This window comes from Sphingosinithalassobacter sp. LHW66-3, assembly GCF_050703275.1.
Lineage (GTDB): Bacteria > Pseudomonadota > Alphaproteobacteria > Sphingomonadales > Sphingomonadaceae > Sphingomonas.
This window is the reverse complement of sequence record NZ_CP193482.1, coordinates 257,493-278,224: the sequence shown is the minus strand read 5'-3', so window position 1 is coordinate 278,224 and position 20,732 is coordinate 257,493. Positions and strand designations below refer to the sequence as shown.

13 protein-coding genes are annotated in these 20,732 nt (G+C 64.9%); 4 read left to right on the top strand and 9 right to left on the bottom strand.

Annotated features, from left to right (window positions below; translation table 11 throughout):
- Nucleotides 1-7: 7 nt before the first annotated feature.
- Entirely contained in the window at nt 8-10,534 is a 10,527-nt protein-coding gene (locus ACQ450_RS01320; protein WP_431470195.1) for a hypothetical protein, read from the top strand.
- Between the two features lie 501 nt (nt 10,535-11,035).
- Here ACQ450_RS01320 and ACQ450_RS01315 read toward each other — a convergent pair.
- From ACQ450_RS01315 to ACQ450_RS01285, 7 genes are read right to left on the bottom strand one after another with little or no spacing between them, the layout of a single operon-like run.
- Nucleotides 11,036-11,812 carry a TlpA family protein disulfide reductase gene (locus ACQ450_RS01315; protein WP_431470194.1) on the bottom strand — a complete coding sequence of 259 codons (777 nt, stop codon included), beginning with the start codon at nt 11,810-11,812 and terminating at the stop codon, nt 11,036-11,038.
- A 52-nt stretch (nt 11,813-11,864) separates the two neighbouring features.
- A complete protein-coding gene (locus tag ACQ450_RS01310; protein WP_431470193.1) occupies nt 11,865-13,628 on the bottom strand; it encodes a SulP family inorganic anion transporter in 1,764 nt (587 codons plus the stop codon).
- A 9-nt stretch (nt 13,629-13,637) separates the two neighbouring features.
- Entirely contained in the window at nt 13,638-13,976 is a 339-nt protein-coding gene (locus ACQ450_RS01305; RefSeq protein ID WP_431470192.1) for a TIGR01244 family sulfur transferase, read from the bottom strand.
- Between the two features lie 10 nt (nt 13,977-13,986).
- Complete coding sequence (locus ACQ450_RS01300) at nt 13,987-14,433, bottom strand: DUF6691 family protein (protein ID WP_431470191.1); 447 nt, start codon at nt 14,431-14,433, stop codon at nt 13,987-13,989.
- A 2-nt stretch (nt 14,434-14,435) separates the two neighbouring features.
- Complete coding sequence (locus ACQ450_RS01295; RefSeq protein ID WP_431470190.1) at nt 14,436-14,867, bottom strand: YeeE/YedE family protein; 432 nt, start codon at nt 14,865-14,867, stop codon at nt 14,436-14,438.
- A 9-nt stretch (nt 14,868-14,876) separates the two neighbouring features.
- On the bottom strand, nt 14,877-15,809 hold the full coding sequence (locus ACQ450_RS01290) for an MBL fold metallo-hydrolase (RefSeq protein WP_431470189.1): 933 nt from the start codon (nt 15,807-15,809) through the stop codon (nt 14,877-14,879).
- 2 nt (nt 15,810-15,811) lie between these two features.
- Nucleotides 15,812-16,141, bottom strand: a complete 330-nt coding sequence (locus tag ACQ450_RS01285) for an ArsR/SmtB family transcription factor (RefSeq protein ID WP_431470188.1) — start codon at nt 16,139-16,141, stop codon at nt 15,812-15,814.
- A 149-nt stretch (nt 16,142-16,290) separates the two neighbouring features.
- Here ACQ450_RS01285 and ACQ450_RS01280 point away from each other — a divergent pair, with 149 nt between their 5' ends.
- Together ACQ450_RS01280 and ACQ450_RS01275 are read left to right on the top strand one after the other, a co-directional pair.
- Nucleotides 16,291-16,788: a DoxX family protein gene (locus tag ACQ450_RS01280; protein ID WP_431470187.1), complete on the top strand. Its 498-nt coding sequence runs from the start codon at nt 16,291-16,293 to the stop codon at nt 16,786-16,788.
- Between the two features lie 59 nt (nt 16,789-16,847).
- A complete protein-coding gene (locus ACQ450_RS01275) occupies nt 16,848-17,480 on the top strand; it encodes a class I SAM-dependent methyltransferase (RefSeq protein ID WP_431470186.1) in 633 nt (210 codons plus the stop codon).
- Between the two features lie 198 nt (nt 17,481-17,678).
- On the opposite strand, the gene ACQ450_RS01270 is transcribed toward ACQ450_RS01275, so the two are convergent.
- Nucleotides 17,679-18,689 carry an SDR family oxidoreductase gene (locus ACQ450_RS01270; protein WP_431470185.1) on the bottom strand — a complete coding sequence of 337 codons (1,011 nt, stop codon included), beginning with the start codon at nt 18,687-18,689 and terminating at the stop codon, nt 17,679-17,681.
- 326 nt (nt 18,690-19,015) lie between these two features.
- Here ACQ450_RS01270 and ACQ450_RS01265 point away from each other — a divergent pair, with 326 nt between their 5' ends.
- Nucleotides 19,016-20,002 (top strand): ion channel, encoded by a 987-nt coding sequence (locus ACQ450_RS01265; protein WP_431470184.1) that lies wholly within the window; start codon nt 19,016-19,018, stop codon nt 20,000-20,002.
- Between the two features lie 220 nt (nt 20,003-20,222).
- Here ACQ450_RS01265 and ACQ450_RS01260 read toward each other — a convergent pair whose 3' ends face one another.
- Complete coding sequence (locus ACQ450_RS01260) at nt 20,223-20,690, bottom strand: DUF2231 domain-containing protein (protein WP_188053779.1); 468 nt, start codon at nt 20,688-20,690, stop codon at nt 20,223-20,225.
- Nucleotides 20,691-20,732: the final 42 nt, after the last annotated feature.

The following is a 20,732-nucleotide window of genomic DNA, read 5'->3' as shown; positions in this document are numbered from 1 at the left end:
GCTCCAGATGAGCGCTATCGACAATCTCCGCGCCGCCGTGGAGTCAGCCGCCGGGGCCGATCCCTTCCCGCTCGATGCGGCGTTCCTGACCAGCGGCCTGGCGGACCCGTCGGTTTCGGTTCCCGCCGGATACGACGAATGGCTCCGCCAGGCCTTCGCGTTGAAATCCGCCGGTGACTTCACCGTTTCGGTCGCCAAGTCCGACGTGGGCCCGGTTTCGGATCAGGCGTTCACGGTGAAGGCAGCCACCATCCCCTTCATCGGTGCCGCCGCGCCGATCGCGGCCGAAGCGACGCTGGTGTTCACGCAGGACGGGGATGCGCTGGTGGTGCAGGCAGCGGCCTCTCCCGCCGACTGGACCTGGACGGAGTCGTTCGCCTTCATGAACGGCTTCCCGTTCGATCAGTTCACGGCGCTCGAGGGTGTGACGTTCGTCTTTTCGACCGCCACCGGCGACTATCCGTTCGGCAGCAAGACCGGCATGGAAGTCACGGGCGGGCCGGTGCAGAATTTCTCCGCACGTGTTCCCTTCCCTGGGATTGCGAGTCCCTTCCTCGCGCTGTTCGATGGTCTCACTGCGCCGGCGGGCGACCTGGTGCTTACCGGCGCACTCGACATGGCGGCTTTCAACGGCGAGACGGTGCGCCTCCCCACGGGTCGGCTGAAAGCAGAGATCCAGAACGGCGCCTTCAACCTCGTCTATCTCACCGTCGAGGATCCCAGCATCGCAATCACCATCCCGGCCCCGGACGCCGGAGAGGAAGCGCGCGAGGGCGAACTGCCGTCAGCCGATGCGCGCGATCAGGCGCCCACCCTCGCGATCTCCTCGCGCTTCGATTTCGGCGCGACGGGCGCGTACACTCTCGATGTCGCGCTCGTTCAGGGGGACGAAACCAGCTATTCGATCGGCCTGACCGCAGCCGAGGACGGGTCGCCGCTCACCCCTGCGGCAGTGATCCAGTTGATGGGCGGCAATGGCGGCTATCTTGCCGCCACGCCCGATGTGCTCCAGCAATTCCTCGCCTTCGTCGGGCTGAACGGACTTTCGATCGCCGGCGAACTGGGCGGCTCGGACCCGGTGACTTCGCTCGCGGTCGAGATCGGCAGTTCGCACAACACCAGCTGGACCATCCTGCCCGATCCCACCGGCGCGCTCGATTTCACCATCACGGCCTTCGCGCTGAACTGGTCGATGGCCTATCCGTTCGACACGGCGAAGCGGCAGCAGCTCTATGACTTCTCGACCAGCTTCACGCTCGCCCCCAGCGTCTTCAAGGGGCCGAACGGACAGGGCGACGGCATCTTCTCGGTCAAGTTCACGTCGCAAAAGCAATTCTATGCGTCCTTTGCGGGCACCGCGAAGCTCAGCGACTTCCTCGATACGCTCTCGGGCGGCGCGGTCGTGCTGGACGAAGCGACGATCGGCGACTTCGAACTGTCGAACGTCGCGCTGGTCGTCGACTATGGCGGGCAATCCTTCTCCTTCGGTGCCGGCTTCAGCCTCGCGCTCAATCTGTTGCAGATCGACGGCGAGCCGGTGCTCGCGATCCGCGACGGCACGATCAACGTCGCCGCGAGGACACCCACGCAGACGGCCGGCGGCAGCGGCACGATCCCCTATCTCCAGTCCTCAGGGCCGCGCGGCCATGCGCTCGATGCACAGGCCCAGTCGAAGACGCAGTGGAGCGCCGGCATCGGCGGCTTCCTTCAGGTCGGGCCGCTCGAAGCGAGCGTGAACGTCGCCTATGACGGCATGGTCTCTCCGAAGCGATGGACACTCGACGCGGCGCTCGCGCAGCCGCTGGAGGTTTCCGAACTGGTCAACCAGTTCTTCAATCCCGGCGGCTCCTACGGCTTCCCAGATTTCCTTCCGGGTGATCTCGCGATCACGGCCTTCGAGATCGGCGCCGTGATCCCCGCCGAGGCGGGCGCGCTCAAATCGAGCTACGACATCGTCACTGCATTCCGCTGGACCTTCGATTTCGGCGATCAGACCGTCGGCATCAATCCGGCCAGGCTCGGCGTGCGATACGACGGCAACAAGCCCGCGGGGCAGCAATTCTCGGGCTTTGCGCAGGGCACCTGGGTCTATTCGGAAATCAATCTCGCCCTCACCATGGGCTATGAATTCAAGACGATCGCCGCGCCCGCCACGGGCACCGCCGTTTCGAACAACATCCTGTTCGTCGAGTGGGAGGGATTCCGCGCCGAATGGCAGAGCGGCACCGAACAGCTCACCTTCAGCCTGCGGGGCTGGAGCATCGGTACGCTCATTCAGTCGCTCGTGCGCACGCTGGGCAATCCCTATTTCACGCTGAATTCGCCCTGGGATCTGCTCAACCAGATCTCGCTCGACGGGCTGCGGCTCAACGTGTCGCTCAAGTCCGGCGAGAGCTTCAGCCAGCGGCTGTCGGCGAGCTATGTGCTTTCCAGCCCGATCAATCTCGGCTTCATCAACATCACCGCCCTCACCTTCCGCCGCGGTACCGACGGCAAGGTCACGCTCGCGATCGAAGGATCGAGCCCGCTCGTCGCCGACGACCCCGCGTTCAAGAATTTGCTCGATCCCGCCAAGGGTCAGGACGTGCAGAACCTGCCGCCGGTGCCCGGGCGCGGCGAGCAATGGTTCAAGCTGTTCCTGCTCGTCCTCGGCCAGCGCATCGGCATCACCGGACACAGCAGCTTCAAGAGCACCAAGGAAGCGATCTGCGCGCTGGAGAATGTTCCCACCACCAGCGGCAAGACCAATCCCGTCGATCCCAACGCCGACAAGGGCGGCAATGCGGGGCTGCCCTATTACGACCAGTCGAACAACTGGCTGATCGCCGGTCATCTCGGACTGATGAAGGTCGGCAACAGCTGGTCGATCGACGTGATGGTCCTGTTCAACGATCCCGATCTCTACGGGCTGCGGCTGGCGCTGGCGGGCGAGAAGATGGGTGGGCTCGCCAATCTCGTCGTCGACATTCTCTACAAGAAGATCACCGACGACATCGGCGTCTATCAGATCGAATTCACGTTTCCGGACATCATTCGCAACCTGAACTTCGGCGCAGTATCGATCACGCTGCCCCAGCTGGGCATCAAGGTCTTCACCAATGGCGACTTCTTCATCGACATCGGCTTCCCGTACGATCTCGATTTCCGCCGCTCCTTCTCGATCTCGGTGATCGTCTATGGCGTCCCGGTCCTTGGCGCCGGCGGATTCTATTTCGGCAAGCTCTCCAACGCGACCTCCACTCGTGTTCCGAAGACCGAGCTCGGCACCTTCGATCCGGTGATCGAGTTCGGCGTCGGCCTCCAGCTGGGGCTCGGCTACAACTTCGAGAAGGGCCCGCTGAAGGCCGGTTTCGCGCTGACGGTGTTCGGCATCATCGAAGGCGTGATCGCGCCCTGGCATCCCTATGACTCGACCGGCACCGATCTGGTCCGCGCGTCGAGCGGCGCGCTGCAAAGCGATTATTATTTCAAGGTGTCGGGCACGGTCGGCATCATCGGCCTGCTCTATGGCAGCGTCGATTTCGCGATCATCTCGGCGTCGGTGAACGTCAAGATCGTGCTGTCGCTCCAGATCAGCTACGAAAGCTATCGCGCGATCCCGATCGTCGCCGCCGCCAGCGTGACGATCAGCCTCAAGGTGAAGGTCGACCTCGGGCTGTTCTCGATCTCGGTCAAACTGTCCTTCTCCGCCCGCGTCTCCGCGACGTTCGTGATCGGCGCGGACGAGCGCGCGCCTTGGGAGATCGACGGCGCCGCGATGCGCGCGGCGTTGGAAGCGCCGCGCCCGATCGTCCACGGCCCGGATGCCGCGATGGTGCGCGCCCGCGCACTGAACCCGCGGCCCAAGCGCCTCGCCCCGGCGACGATGCACCGGCTCGCCCTTGCGGAGACGGCGGACGAGCGACCCACGCTGCACGTCCTGGCGGGCGCGCAATATACCGTCTTGGCTCCGGAAGGCGCGCGCGAGGCGTCGGCTAGCGAAGGGGCCTTCGTTTTTCTGCTCGCGATGGACGCGCCGGATCCGGGCGCCGAACCGAGTGATATCGAGACTTCGTTCGACCGGCTGTGCAAGGCCTTCTTCCCGTGGATCATCGACGCGCTTGGCAGCGACGAGGCTGCGCTCGCCGATCTGGCGGCGACGCTGGAGACATCGGTGACGCTTGCCGAGCTGGAGGCCTATGTCACTCGGCTTGCGGACTCCGACAATCCGGTGCTGTCGATCACTCAGCTGCTTCAGTTCCTCGCCGACGGCTTCGTTCTCGAAATCGAAAATCCCGCGACCGCCCAGTCGAGCGGACTCAAGGACAAGCTCGACTCCGGCTCGGCGCTGTTTCCCGTGTTCGACGGGCTGTCGCTGGGAGTGCCAGCTGCCGAAAGCGCGAAGCCCGATGCGATCGCCTTTGAAACCTATGCCACCGCCACGCCCGGCTATGCCGCGGCGGTGCGCGCGCTGCTCGATCAGGTCGCCGCGCAGATCGACGCGCAGAATCGCGAAGCGGCGTCGGCGGCGCTGCGTGCCGATCCTGCGCAGTCGATGGCGGCGCTCGTCTTCGTCGATGCCTTCACGCTGATCGCGCGTCAGCTGCTGCAGGCGGGTGCCGATGCGTTGAAGGGCTATGCCTATCCGCTGCGGGCGGACAGCTCGATCGCGTCGATCCTCGACGAGCTGAATGCTGTTCCGGGCAATGCGTTGACGGTCGCCGATATCGCCCGACCCAATGTCGAACATCCGCTCGGCGCCAAACGCAGTCTCGCGATCGCGGGGCTCGACTATGTGCTCCAGGCGGGCGACACGCTCGCCGCCGTCGCGACGCGCTATTCGGACGCGCAGACGCCCGCGCGCTGGACGACGACGCCCGAGCAGCTGATCGTCGCCAACCGGACGGGTCATGTGTTGCAGGGCGGCGTCGCACTCAAGCTGGTCGACGGCACCGGGACCGAACAGCTGGTCATCACGCGGCAGGGCGACAGCTTCGACGACCTCGCCCGGCAGCTGGGGCCGATCACGATCGAGCAGCTGGCGGCGCAGGACGTGCTGTACACGACCGAGGGGCTGCTCACGCCTACCTTGTCCCTCTCGATCCCGCCCATCGCCTATATGACCGCCGGAGAGACCGGCGCCTCAAGCGATACGCTGTCGAGCCTCGCCGGGCTGTTCCGTACCAGTCCGACCGAGATCGCGCTGTCGAACCAATCGGTGGCAGGGCTTTTCGCGCCCGAGGCGGAGCGCGGCCTGCTCACCGTCGCCAATCTGGAGGCGCTCTCCGTCGGAGCCTTGTGGGCGGCGATCGCCGCCACCGGAGAAGTGGGACAGACCGCGGGCATGGTGTCGCGCTTCCTGGTCTATGGGCTGCGGCTGCCAGCGGAGAATGGCCTCGCGCTATCGGACGCGTTTCTCTATCCTGCGGGCCAGTCGGCCTATGGCGTCTATCAGCTCACCGGCCAGCAGTTCCCGGTTCCGGCGCAGGCGGACAGCTATTCCCTCACGCTGGAGAAGGCCGGCAGCAGCCACGGGGTGCCGCTCGATTTCGTCCGGTTCAACGGTCAAGACGATTCCGCACTGACCGTCAATCTCAGCCAAGCCTATGTGGCGCTGCGGACAGTCGTGGATTGGGCGCGGACGCCGGGCAACTTCGCGCCGAGTCCCGAATTCGCCGCGCTGCCGCTCGCCGAACGCCAGGCCAAGGCATTCACCGCCGCCGGCTATGCGCGCCTGTCCAGCGCCGCCGCCGGCACCTTGCAGCGCCTCACCAACCGAAGCGGCGCGATGCTCGCCGACGAGGCTGCGAGCGCCCAGGTTCAACCGACGCTCTGGGCGCTGCCGCCTGCGCAGACCAATCTGGTCACTGCCCGCGAGCAGGCGATCCGAGGCGCGGTCTCGACGGCCAAAGAGGTCTATGCGCTGCTCCCGCACTTCCGTCCGCAGGTCGGGCGCACCAATCCCGCGACCGGCAGCACCGAGTTCAGCGACCTCGCTCAATGGAGCTGGTGCACGCGCGTGGAGATCGCGATCAAGCGGCTGCCCGATGCGCAGCGGCTGGCAGCGCAGGGAACCGGCGCGGGCAGCCAGCCCGCCGGTCCGGCATCGGCGCCTTCCCTGCCCTTCATCTATGAGCTGGTCGGCCCCAGCGCAGAGGATGCCGCCCGGCTCGAACAGATATTGACCGCGATGGATTCGCTCGGCGAGGCACTCGCCTCGGCAATCTGCCTGCTGTACAATCAGTCCGGCCCCGGTGCACCGATGCTGGTGACGCCGGCCGAAAGCGATTTCCTCGCCTTCATCACTCAGACCAATCTCTCGACCGAGACAAATCCGGCATCGCTGCTGGGCAAGGCTGCGCTTGCCGAGGATGCTCCGCCGCGCGGTATCGCCAACGCGCCGGGCCAATTCATCAAGCTCCTGTGGGAGCTCAGCACGGTTCGCAGCGGCGGCTATTATCTCTATTACGAGAATGTCGAGAGCGGCGAAGGACTTCCGGCTGCGATCTTCGATTCCTCGGGATCGGGCAGCCTGTCGGTGCTGATCGCCTTCGGGGCCTCCGGGCCGGGATCGTTCGGCGAGGCGCTTCCCAACTTCGTCAACGCGTTCCTCACCACCGACGCGATCGACGCGCAGAGCGACGCAGTGCAGACGCTGTCGCTTTCGTCCACGGGCAAGACCGCGCCCGTGACGGTCGAAGACAGCCTGCAGAGCCTGTCTTTCATCTATGGTCCCGCGCCGGGCCGGATCGCGGAAGCGAACCACGGCGCGGCACTGGCTACCGGCGCAGAGATTCCGCTCCAGGGCATCACGCATCAGCTGGTCAACGCCGATCTCGTGCGCGACGGCAACGGCGCGGTCGATTCGGCGGCCAGCCTGGACAAGCTCGCCGCGCGCTTCTCGGCGGGCGCGGTCGCGCCGATCACCGGCCAGGACATCGCGAGCCACAATCCGGGAGTCACGGTGACGCTGGCGGCCGTGTTCTACATCCCGACGGTGGTTTACCGGGTCGCGGCCGATGCGGCGCCGGGCAACAGCTTCGACAGCATGGCGAGCTATTACGGCACGAGCATCGATCTGCTCGCGCGCGCTGCGATCGACGTGACGGGCATCTTCCCGGCCGGAAGCCAGCTCGACATCGATCCGGCGCTGTTCGACCTGCGCGACCAGCTGCCGCCGCGCAACATCGGCGTCGCGCTCCAGCGGGCGAACTTCGGCCCTCCGCCGGACAGACCCTCTGACCCCGATTTCGCGCGCGACACGATGTATCAACTATATACGTCGCTCGCAGCGGGGCTGGCGGGCAATGCGTTTTACAGGGCAAGTTCGCTCGGTTTACCCTTCGGGCCGCAGGATCATGGCGACGACGAAGCGGCCGCGTTCCACAGCCATGCCCGCGCGGCGCGCGCCCGCGGCGAACGACTGGCGACGGTCGCCGAGGCAGGGTTCGACTACCGCCAGTCGATCGGCCTCGACAGCACCTTCGCACGCGTCAATCCGGCACCGGACGCGACGACCGGCTTGCCACCGAAGAAGGACAACCCCTACATCGGCGTGGGAACAGTGGCACAGGTGGCGCTCGAATGGCGCGACATCTTCGGCAACACGACGGTGACTCCCTTTTCGTCCCCGTCCCAGGAGTATGCGGGTGCCCTGAACGGCGCGGCGGTTCCAGTGCTGTATCGTGATCGGCTGATCGGGCTGGGCGGCTGGAGCAACACCAAGGCGAGCTACCGCTACACCGCCGACGACGCCGCCGCGATCGAGATCAGCCTGGCGCTGAATGCCGCCGCCTATTCGGGAGACGGCGGCTCCGCGAAAGCCGGTCAGGATATCGGGCTCTACACGCGGATCTACTATCAGCTGCATCAGGACTATGGCGACGGGCTCGCGGTCGGCGTGCCGGGAGTAAGCGGCAACGCCGTCACCATTTCGGTCTCCAACACGTTGCTCGCGGCTTCCGACAGGGTGTTGAGCGACACGCAGGCCGAGGTGATCCGGGGATATGTCCGCGATTGCCTGACCTATCTTCAGGCGGTCGCCGGCGGAACCGCTGCAGTCGCGCCGATCGCGACTCTGTCGCTCCCGATCAGCGCGGAAGCCATCGCACAGGGCAACATCATCGAGATGGATGTCACCCTCACCCTCGCACGCAACCCGCTGCTCGTGGAGCCCGCAGTCGCCGCACTGCGCGAGGGGCTGTCCGTCTCGGCGCCGGTTCTTCCTCATGCCGACAGCGACGCGAATGTCGCCTATACGGCCTTCGCCAAGACGTTCGAAGCCGTCTTCCAGAACGATGACTGGTATCTGAAGCTCGGCGAGGGGCTGTCGCGCAACGGCGCGGACGCCGCCGCCGGAACGCAGCAGCTCTGGGCGGTCCGTTTCGGCAAGGCCGCAGGCAAAGGGATTTATTTCAATCTCGGCAGCGCCCCCAGCTATTATGCGCCCAAGCCGGTGGCCAAGGCATTGCGCAGCGGCCGAGTCGAAATCGTGCGCTATCCGACCGGGGAATCCGAAACCCTCACGCTCGACGGTGCCGATCTCAACCAGTGGTTTCAGACGGCGCTCGATTCGATCGATCAGTTTCTTTCCGCAAATTACGCGCCGCATGCCTTCATCCTCGACACGATGGACGGAGTGGAGGATCCGCTCGAGAAAGGGATGCTCGGCGAGGTGCTGGCGGCCAAGGAATCGCTGGCGGATTCGATCAGCGGCGCGATGCTGCCGATCCTGTCGACCAGCGCCGACGACACGGCCTCGATAGCCGCCGCTTCGGAGAAGTTCCGGCAGCAGCTGCTCAACCAGCTCGGCGCTGCCTATCGCGCCGGCGCGGCTGTGGTGTTCGATCTGACCGAGGTGAGCGGCGCGCCCGGCGGCGAACCTGCGGGACCGCCCAATCTCTACGGACAGCCGGGCGGCACGGTCTCGGGAGCCTCGCTGAACAGCAACTTCACGCTCACGCCGACTCGCATTCCCCTCGGCCCCGTGCCGGTGGGTGAGACGGAAATGGACCCCCGCCTCGCCTTCGTCTTCGCCTCGAAGAATGTCGGGATCGACGCCTATGTGCCGCTGACCCTCGATCTCGAGATCAGCCATCTCGAATTCGAGCGGCGCACGGTGCCGGGCATCGACGGCTATGTGGAATCGCGCTGGCTGGCCTTCGTGAGCGGCCCCTTCTCCTATCCGCTGAGCGAAGGGACGGCCAACATCCCGGTGATCAATCGCAATCTGCCGACGCCGCCGACCGTCTCGGCGCAGAGCGCGACTGCGATGCCGCAACCGCTTGGCGCCTCCGACCCCGCGGCTTTGACCAAGTGGCAATATGCGTTCGATTATCTCTATCAGCAGGCGGCGTCGGATGCGCTCTCCTACACGATCGAGTTCAATCGCCCGACGAGCGCATCGAACGACCAGCGAACGGATGCGACCGGACCGGACCTGTTCTCCGCTCTCGCCGCGTTTATCGCCAATTATGACGCGATTCAGCGCGATCTGAACGCCTATCTCGTCCGGATCGACGGCAGCGGCGCCGATCCCGCGACCCTGCAAGGCGCGCGCGCGGCAGGCGCGGCATTCGCCTCGCAGGTGACGGAGATCGCGACTGCCTATGCCGCCAGCCTGCTTCCCGAGGCGAAAGCGGCTGCTGCCGCTCCCGCGCAGGTCACCGTGCAATTCCTGGCACGCCTCGATGCCGACACGGAGGGCAATGCCCGCACCGACATCTTCAACGTCACGATCAACGGGATCGCGGCTGAATGGGACGCATCGTCCGGAACGATCTCGTCCGGGAGCATCGTGCTGCCGGCGATGGTCGTCTCGATCGCTCCCGCGATCTGGCAGGCGCAGCCCGTGCCGCAGGATCAACTGCCGGATGGCGTGACGCTCGCCTACCGCTACTGCCGCACCATCGACCATCAAGCCCAGTATTTGGGCAGAGAGGCCGCGCTCGCGATCGCAGAGCGGCAGGTCTCGATGGCGAGTCTCGATGTGCTCGCGCTGCAGAGCGGCTGGGCCTCGGTATTCGTGCAGCGCAATCTCGCGTTGTTCCCCGCGGATGATCTCGGGACGGTGCGAACCCGCGAGGCCTTTCTTTTCCAGACGCCCGAAGTGCGCTTTGCCAGCCCGGTCGTCCCCCGGCTGTCCTATGACAGCTTCTCGCTGAACGACATGGCTGGTGCCGGTAGCGATCTCGACGCCCTGCTGACCAGTTTCTTCCGCGGCCTGTACTCGGCCGGAACGGGGCAGACGAGCGTCGACGTGTCGATGCAGGGCCTCTACAGCTATCGGCTCGTCGCGGGCGACGCCGGAATCCCGCGCGTGCAGCTGCCGATCACGTTGCTCACGCCCTCGCCTTCGGTGGTGAGCCCCGACGTGAAGCCCGATTTCATCGCGCCCTTTGCCGCAGTCGTCGATGACTGGCGCGCGACGAATCGGCCTACGGTAGCGGGCGACGCGCGCGTCGACATCGAACTCAAGGTCTTCGGAACGACCGGGAACGCCAGGCAGCCGCTCATCGCCGTGCGACGGCTGACGCAAGACATCCCGCCGGAATGAGCGGACCGGCGGATTCGCAGCAAACCCGCTTGTGCCGTCAACCGAGCGATGCGGCACGGATCTGAAGATCAGGAAGCGCAGGGAAGTGGCGGAGAGGGTGTCTGCTCCGAGATTTGCCTATGTCATTGTCTGCGCTTACTTTTCCAAAGCCGCTTTTGAGCGGTCCCCACAGTACTCCCCACACCCTTGGTGCGATGACAGAAGAGGCATCCAATTCTAGGGACTTTCCATCGATATAACAGGTGCTTCCACAATTTGGCTTTCTATAAAAGCCCGGAAAAGGCCCGCAAATTGCCACTAAGGTATTGGTTCGATGCCTTTTTAGGGACTCTGCACGCAATATCCTGCCTTTATGCAAATCTGCGGAACCCGCAATCAGCCGGATGGCCACTATCGCAGGAGCGCGAAGCCTTTCGGTCTCCATCGCATCTGCCGCGCCGCTGCAAATCAGGCGCTGGCGTATCAAAAGTTGCATCTAATGGGTGGATCGGCAGCTTACGCTCAGTGTCCCGCAGGCTGCCGAAGGTCATGTACACCTGTGATCAACGCCGCCATTGAAATCTCGCCGACGTGCACATCGACCACTTTGCCCTCGGCAGAAACGAAGGCGGTCGTCGGCAGGGCCGAGGAACGCAGGGCGGAGCCCACGATCCCCTGCGGATCCAGCAAGATACGGGCATCGGGCAGGCCTTCGGCGGCGAGGTATCTCGAGACCCGCTGCACGTCCTCCCCCTGGTTGATGAGCAATAGGGGCACCTCGGGATTGGCATTGGCGGTTTCGACGAGCATGGGCATTTCGCGTCGGCAGGGACCGCACCATGTCGCCCACAAGTTGATCACGAACGGCCGCCCGCGCAGCGAATCGAGCGCGACAGGTCCTCCATCAATTCGTTCGACCAACAACCCGGCGGGCAAGGGTCGAGCCGGCGGTGCGATCAGGCGGTCCACGACGAACCAGGCTGCGCTGATGGCTAAAAGCGCGGCCACGGCAAATGCGCATGCCTTGCCGCGAAGCATGACGATCAGCATGGCGGCCGCGGCGCCCATGCCGAACAGGGGCGAGAAGCCTCCCTGCCAGATATATGCGGCCGTCCATGGCGCGGCCGCGAAAGCGGGCCAGTTGCCTCCCACGAAGCCGGCCCGCGCAGCCAGGATGCCGACGGCCAGCGCAACGAACGCCGGCCGGGACAGGTCGCGGCCGGCCCACTTGCGGCCATAGGAGAGCACCGCGACGAACGCCCATAGCGCCGCGACCGCGAGCATCCGGTCGGCGGCCACGGCAAGCGGGCCAATGTGCAATGTGTCGATGGGTCCGGCCCCTGTCAGTCGCTCAAATGAGACCGCGCGCGAGCCAGAGGTCCTCGCGGGGCTCCACGCCCTCGTCGTCGGCGGAAGACACCAGCGCCGCGAACGCATCGTCCTGGGAGAGGAAGACCCTCCCCGTCAGATCGTCGAGCAGGTGCGACGCGCGGAGCCGGTCCATGACCGGGCCCTTCACCTCGGAGAGATGCAGCTTGATCCCCGCATCGGCGAGACGGTGGTTTATCGCCTCGAGGCTTTCGAGCGCCGAGGCATCGATGGCGTTGATCGCCGAGCCCATCAGGATCAGGTGACGCACCTCGGGGCGGTCGGCGATCACCTCGAGCACGTGTTCCTCGAGCCAGCGCGCGTTGAGATAGGTCAGGCTCTCATCGATGCGAATGGTGACGATCCGCGGGTCGGTGATGACATCGTGCCGGTCGACGTTGCGAAAGTGCTCGGTGTTCGGAACCCGGCCCACGATCGCGGCGTGCGGGCGGGACGTACGCCCCAGCAAGAGGGCGAGGCTGAGCAGGACCCCCGCCACCACGCCGGGCTCCACGCCGAACCCCAAAGTCACCAAGATCGTCGCCGCCATCGCGGCGAAGTCGCTCCGCGAATAGCGCCACACGTTCCGGATCGCCGCGAAATTGACGAGGCTCAACACGGCCACGATGATCGTCGCCGCGAGGGTGGCGATCGGAAGCGATGCCAGCAGCGGGGTCAGGAACAACGCGGCGATTGCGATGCCTACCGCGGTCATCGCGCCGGCCGCGGGCGTTTCTGCGCCCGCGTCGAAATTGACGACGCTGCGCGCGAACCCGCCCGTCACCGGGTAGCCCCCCGAGAACGAGGCGGCGATATTGGCTGCGCCCAGCCCGATCAGTTCCTGGTCGGGGTCGATCCGCTGCCGGCGCTTTGCGGCGAGCGTCTGGGCGACCGAGACCGACTCGACGAAACCGATCACCGACAGCAGCAGCGCCGGCACCAGCAGCTGCTGCCAAAGGCCCGCATCGAACAACGGGACCGTGAACGGCGGCAGGCTTTGCGGGATCTCCCCGACCACTTTGACGCCCCGCTCTTCGAGGTCGAACGCAATGACCGCGAGTGTGGAAGCGACCACGGCGGCGATGGGCCCCGCCTTGGCGGTCAGGTCGGCCGGACGGGCCGGAACACCCAGGCGCATCAGCGCCGGTTTCAGTCCCTTGCGCACCCAGAACAGGAACGCGAGCGAGCCGACGCCGATCGCCACCGTCGGCAGGTTGGTGGCGCCGATGTTCTGCCAGAGCGTGGCCAGGAGTTCCGGCATCGCTTCGCCCGAGGCCGCAATCCCGAGGATCGATTTGAGCTGGCTGGTGGCGATGATGATGCCCGACGCGGTGATGAAGCCCGAAACCACCGGGTGCGAGAGCAGGTTGGCGAGGAAGCCGAGCTTGAGCACGCCCATCAGGACAAGCATCAACCCGGACAGGAATGCCAGGACGAGAGCCGCGGCGATGAACTGGGCGCTTCCGGGCGGCGCGACGCTGCCGGCGGCCGCGAGGGTCATCAGCGAGATGACCGCCACGGGGCCGACCGCCAGCGTGCGGCTGGTCCCGAAGATCGCATAGGCGATGATCGGCAGGATCGAGGCGTAAAGGCCTACCTCGGGCGGCAGTCCCGCCAGCATGGCATAGGCCAGGCTCTGCGGGATGAGCATGATCGTGACGATCCCCGCCGCCACGCCGTCATTGACGAGGGTCTGGCGAGTGTAGCTGCGCCCCCAGGCAAGGACCGGCAGGTAGCGGGCGAGCATCGACACGGTCTATTGCGGCTTGCCGGCCATTTCCCACAGGCCCGCGGCGCGCGCGCCCGACCGGCAGAAGCTGACGACCTTGCCGTCGCACTGGCGCAGCGCCTCGGCGAACCGCTGGCCGTCTTCGGCGCTGGCCTGGCCGGGCACCACGGGGATGTGGGTATAGGCAAGGCCGTGGCGCCTGGCCTCGGCTTCGAGCTCTGCCGACTTGGGCTGGCCCGGCTCCTCGTCGTCGGGGCGGGCATTGATGATCCCCTTGAACCCCTGCGCCGCAAGCTCGCCGATTTCGGCCGGCTTCACCTGGGGGCGCACCGCTAGATTGGGGGAAAGCTGCTTGTATTCGGTCATCTTCGATCTCCTAGGTTGCGGGTTGCTGCCTGCGCGGTTCTTCGGCGGGCCGGGGCAGCAGCCGGTGCGCGGCCATGCCGACCAGCATCGCGGCCACGAACAGCCAGACCTGCCACGCGCCCAGCACCAGTCCCGCGATCGCCGGGCCGGGGCAGAACCCGGCGATACCCCAGCCGATCCCGAACAACGCGGCCCCGACCAGGAGGCGCGGGTCGGGGTCCGCGTTCCCGGGTACGCGGAATCGCTCCGCCAGGACGGGATGCGTCATTCGGCGGCGGACACGGTAGGCCAGCGCGGACGGAACCAGGGCGGAGCCCATCACGTAGAGCAGAGTCGGATCCCATCGCCCCGCAACGTCGAGGAAGGCCTGCACCCGGGCGGGGTTGATCATGTCGGACAGGGCGAGCCCCGCGCCGAAGATCACGCCGACCAGCAAGGCAGCGAGTATACGGTTCATGATCAGGCCCCCAGCACATGGCGCGTGACGAACACGGTCGCCGCGGCGATGCCCATGAACGTCAGCGTGGCGACGATCGAACGGCGTGACAGCCGCGCCATTCCGCATACGCCATGCCCGCTGGTGCAACCGTTGCCGAGCCGCGTGCCGAACCCGACCAGCAGGCCGGCGACCACGAGCGCCGCGGGCGACGCCGTGATGACCAGTTCCGGCCGGCGGACGAACATGGCGATCAGCGCCGCGCCCAGCGGCAGGCCGACAACGAACGCGGCTGCCTGCGCCCACGGCGTTCCACCCTTGTCGATCCCGGTTGCCGTCACCAGCATCCCGGAGACGCCGGCGATGCGACCATTGGAAAGAAGCAGCAGGCCGGCGGCGATGCCGATCAGCAGGCCGCCGGCAATCGCCACGATCGGGAAAAGAGGTTCCAACATGGCCAGTTCCTAGCGCAGCAAGTTCAGCGGTAGTTTCAGGTAGACGACCCCGTTGTCCTCGGGCTCGGGCAAGTGGCCGGCGCGCATGTTGACCTGGATCGCCGGGAGGATCAGCCGGGGCATTTCCAGCGTGGCATCGCGCTGGGTGCGCATGGCCACGAAGTCATCCTCGGTCACGTCCTTGTGCAGGTGAACGTTGCCGGTCTTTTCGGCGAGCATGGTCGTCTCCCACACGAAGTGGTCGCGGTTGGGGGCCTTGTAATCGTGGCACAGGAACACGCGGGTCGCGTCGGGCAATTCCATCAGGCGCCGCACCGAGCGATAGAGCGCGCGCGCGTCACCGCCGGGAAAGTCCGCGCGGGCCGAGCCGTAGTCGGGCATGAACATCGTATCGCCGGTGAACAGCGCGTCGCCGATGACGAACGCCATGTCCGCAGGCGTATGACCGGGTACGTGAAGCGCGATCAGTTCGAGCTCGCCGATCTGCAAGCTGTCGCCATCGTTGAACAGCACGTCGAATTGCGAACCGTCGCGCTCGAACTCGGTGCCCTCGTTGAAAATCTTGCCGAAGACTTCCTGCACGGTCGCGATATCCGCCCCGATCCCAAGCTCCCCGCCCAACTTTTGCTGCAGGTAGGGGGCCGCGGAGAGGTGATCGGCGTGTGCATGGGTTTCCAGCAGCCAGTCGACCGCCAGGCCTTCCTGCTGCACGTAGGCGATCACGAGATCGGCGGAGGCGAAACCGGTGCTTCCCGACGCGTGATCGAAATCGAGCACGCTGTCGATGATCGCGGCCCGCTTCGTCGCGGGATCGCTGACCACATAGGTGGCGGTGAACGTCGGCTCATGGAAAAAAGCCTGGACGAGCGGGGCCTGCCGGGTGCCCGCCAAAGTGTCTTCCACCAGCGAAATGGCGCTTTCGAGATGTGTATCCGTATGCATTGTCAGCTCCCGCGTTGTTCAATTACGCCCGCCTGTCCGAGTTCCGGACAGAACAGGTCGTGGAGGAGGGAAAGCACCTTGAGAGCCTTGTCGTCACAGACGCTGTAAAAGACCGTCTGGGCGTCCTTGCGCGTCGCGACGAGCTTCAACTCGCGAAGCTTGGCTAGGTGCTGGGACAAGGCGGATTGGCTCAAACCGACCTTGCCGGCCAGGTCGCCCACCGAATGCTCTCCGCCTTCCGCGAGATGACACAGCACGAGCAGGCGCGGCATGTTGGCCATCGCCTTCAGAAGCTCGACGGCTTCCGATGCCTGCGCTTCGAAATCGTCCATGGCCATACTTCTTACTCCATTAGATGATGCTAATGTAGAAACTGCTTATTCAAATTCAAGAGCGGCCCGGTCAGCGGCCCCGGGATGCGGATCCGCGGAGGCCGCTTGACTTGCATTAGCAGTTTCTTGATAAGGTGAGGCTAATATAAATGGATCGCGCCAGCATGCAAGCCTGGCCTGCAGAAAAAGGGGGATCGATGACGCTTTCCGAACTCAACGCCCGTCTTGCCCCGGCCGGCCTGTCGCGGGCTTGGGTCGACCCCATTTTCCGCATCTCGACCAGCCTGATCTTCATCATCGGCGGAATCGGCCATTTCCTAGCGCATGACCACATGCTGGAACGCATGGCGGAATCGCCCTGGCGGGGCGTGCTGAGCTATCTGGGGGACCCATCCTGGATGCTGTGGCTCAGCGGCGCGGTGTTCCTCGTTTTCGGGTTCACGCTCGCGCTCGGCTACCTGACGCGCATTTCCGCGCTGCTGATTATCGTCACGCTCATTCCGGTCACGATTGCCGTTCACGTCGCCCCCGGTCACGCCGGTCCGTTCTTCAAGAACATCGCGATCATGGGCGCCCTGCTCTATTTCTACGTCAAGGGACCTGGCCGCTTCGCCTTCGACGAACCCGGGACGCGAAACTACCGGTGACGAACGACTGGCCCCGTTCCCGTGGTCGGCGCGCGCGCCCATAAAAAGGTCGATAATCGTTGGGCCTGAAAACGTTCTACGAGGAAGCCATCCTCTCCCGCCTGATCCGGTGCGCGTGCGCGGACCCAAAGATCATGGGGCTCCGCGCCGAACTGGTGCCTCTTGCCGAGGGAAGCGTATTCGAACTCGGGGTCGGCGGGGGTCTCAACCAGCCGTTCTACGATCCACAGCGGGCGACCGGCTTTGCAGGGATCGACCCCGGCGCAAATCTGCTCGATTCCGCGAAACGCGCCGCACGGCAAAAAGGCTGGGACGGCGACATTCGCCCCGGTCGCGGCGAATCCATTCCGTTTGCGGATGGCAGCTTCGATACCGTGGTCAGCACCTTTACGCTCTGCTCGGTGGACGATCAGCGACAGGTGCTGGCAGAGCTGCGGCGGATCCTTCGCCCGGGTGGCCGCTTCCTGTACCTGGAGCACGGCCAGGCACCCGATGCATCCCCGGCGCGGTGGCAGCGCATCATCGAGCCGGCCTGGAAACGGATGATGGGCAACTGCCACCTGACAAGGCCTGTCTCCAGCGCCATCGCCGAAGCCGGATTTGCCACGCAACCCGCGGGACAGCGCTATCTGGACAAGATGCCCAGGTGGGTGGGCTGGATGGAATGGGGGGTCGCAACCAAGGCCGCTTGACGGGGGCGCGATGTCTGCCGGAACCGGCCGTCGCGGTGGCGCGTTGCGTCAGGGCTGCATGGAGGCCGACGTCCAAATGCGTCCTCGGGGCGTCCGTCCCCGATCCTTGTGTATTCGACAGGCTGACGATTGACACCGCGCGCATCACACCGGATGCGCGAGCGAAGCGCATGCAAGGGCAACTGTCCGGTCAATCCCTCAGCTCGAGCGGCCCCACCTCGGAAGTAAGAACAGACCCAGTCCTGCCGTCGCGGTCAACAGAGTAAGCGCAGGCCGCTTTTGAGCTTCCAGAAAGAGGCTGGTGCGCCGCACATAGTAATCCTGATGGCCATCGATTGATCCATCCTCGCGCGGTTCATAGAGGTTGTCCTTTGTCGCTGGCGGTGCGGGCTGATGCTCGTCAGTTTGGAGCCTGCGACCAAAGGCTTTCATGGCTGCGTCACTCGCTCGCTTGGCAAACCGGCCGCCCAGGCTGATCAAAAAGCCGTTGCCGCCCACATACAGCTGGCGCTTGGGATGTTCGGCCGCAAAGAGAATGGCGTCGGCCACGAGCCGCGGATCGTAGAGGATCGGCGGCAGCCTCGCCGGCTCGTCCATATAGTTGCGCGCGTGCTCGGGATAGGGTGTGTGCATCGCCGCGGGCTTGATCAGAGTTACCGAGATTGGCGCACCGTCGCGCTGCAGTTCCATGCGCAAGGCATCGGTGGCGGCCTTCACCGCGTGCTTGGTCGCGGAGTATGCGCCCTGCAGAATCATTGCGCGATCCGACAGAACAGAACCCATATTGATGATCGCGCCCCCTTTCTTACGCAGGTGGTCGGCCGCAACCAGAGAGCCCTTGAGCACGCCAAAATAGTTGACGTCGAAGACGCGGCGGTGGTCCTCCATGGTGACCTCGTCCATCCGGCCGTACATCGCCGCAGCCGCGTCATTCACCCAAGTGTCAAAGCCACCGAATGCCTCGATGGCAGTTTGCGCAATTCGCTCGACGTCTTCGTCGCAAGCGACGTCTGCCGTGCAGGTCGCCACACGCGCACTTGCTGCGCGCAAGTCGCCTGCGATTTCCTCGAGCGCCTCTGCGTTGCGTGCGGCGAGAACTAGCGATGCTCCTTTTCGGGCTGCCTCGCGGGCTGTGGCCAGGCCGTTGCCGCTCGTGGCTCCGGTAATGACGATGGTTTGCTGTTCAAGCGGTTTGAGGTTGACGGACATCACGTTGACTCTCTTCTCGTGGGCTCGGTCGCAGCACATGCGCCGGGTGATGCGCAGGTGCGGTGGGCTGGCAGCCAAGCGTCTGCGGACAATTCAAGCCGGTTTCAGCCGCAGACGCGATTGGCGACCGTCTGATGAAACATTCGCGCGAGAAGCGCATTGGTTCCCTATGTAGGCTAGAAGGCGCCGTGGTTACCGGACGGCGGACCCCAAAAGGAGGGGGCGGGTGCTTGACGCCGGGCGCTGCGCACGTGCGGGAACAACCCGGCGCGCTCCCTGCCCCGCAACCGGCGATGGGCCCGCAGACCTAGGAGGAGAATGCTTCGGTGGAATGGTTCATCCTATTTGTCGGGGTGATTATCGTCGTTGCCGCACTTCTAGAAACGATCTGGACCACGCTGTGGGTTGGAGGGGGCGCGGGGCCAATAACCCGCGCTGCCTCAAACCTCGTCTGGCTCCTACTGAACGCTTTCAGAAATCACCGCCTGATGGTGGTTGCCGGTCCGCTCGTCCTGACTATCACCACCATGAGTTGGCTACTTCTACTGTGGCTGGGATGGTTCCTGATCTTCTGGTCAGCTCCGACCTCTCTCGTCGCCAGCTCTTCTCAAGCCGTTGCTGACGTTAGCGACCGGATCTATTTTGTCGGGTATACACTGTTCACCTTGGGCAACGGCGAGTTCTCGCCGAACGGGGACGGTTGGCAGATCGCTACCGCGCTCGCATCGGGGGCCGGCCTCTTTACCGCGACCCTCGCGATCACCTATCTGATCTCCGTGATTTCGGCCGCCGTCTCGGCACGAGCGTTTGCCGCAGAAGTATGGGGGTTGGGAGATGCGCCCGCGGAAGTGGTTGCAGCTGGCTGGGACGGCAAGAATTATTCGGGACTAGCCCTGCCGCTGCAAAGCGTTGCGAGCCAGCTTACCAAGCTCAGTCAGCAGTATCTTGCATACCCCGTCCTCCAGTATTTTCACTCGGGAGAGGCGGCCAAGTCACCGATTGCAAGCCTTGCACGGCTCGATCAAATTGTGATGATTGCAGCTCATGGCGTACCGCGGGGTCTCCGCGCTCCGGCCGTGATCCTCAACTCAGTCCGCTCCGCTGTGACGAACGTTCTCCAGTCTCTGCCGCAAAAGTTCGTGCAACCTGCTGATGATCCGCTGCCAGTTCCATCGCTCGGTTCGATCCTGCAGCGGGGCTACCCGGTGGTCTCTGAAGAAGAGTTCGCCGACGGCGTTCGATCCGAGCAGGACCGGCGTAGGCGGCTCCGCGGGTTGCTGAATGCCCACGGCTGGGGCGACCACGGCATCTGAAGAGAGATGGCTCCGTCGAATATCGATAGACCTACTGGATGGTTGGTTTTCGTCTTCGCCTATGCTTTTTTGTTCGTGGGCGTTGCCACAGATTTCGATGCGCCCACTTTGCGGCATCGGCTCGGACCGCAAGGCTGCGGGGATCAGGATTAGCTCACGCCCGTTACGGCTGCCGTCCCCCGATGAACGCCGAAAACGTGATCAGCTTCGGTGCTCTTCGTTAGATTCGCGTTTTGCCCGTGATTGCGCGGTAGAACCTTCGCGAGGGCTTTTTCGCTTCGGCCTCTGGTGCGGTGCCCTGACCTGCCGCTGCGACCCCGCCGCCGTGTGCATAAACGATCTCTCCGCCCATCCAGGCTTGAAGCGCCACACCTGCGAGAACGATCCAGGCGAATACGAAGTAGAGAAGTGTCGGCTCTGCGAGGGACCAGCGCCAGAGGGCAGCGATCGCAAGCACAACTACCAGTACCAAGCCTGATTTCATGTGCAGGTGGACCAGCTCGTGCGTCTCGTGCGCCAGATCACCCCGTTTCATGTCGAAGTAACCGGCCGGAGCGGCAATAGCCGCGCCCACGGCCGCGATCGCCATCCCCCATTGGCCAAGGATCAGGAGCGCGGGGACATTGATGGCTGCCGCCACAGTGTCGGCAATAACCGATGTCGCCGCCAGCGCGACGGGATAGTGCACTAGGGCCGGATGAACTGGCGGCACGGTACTTCTCCCTCTGTC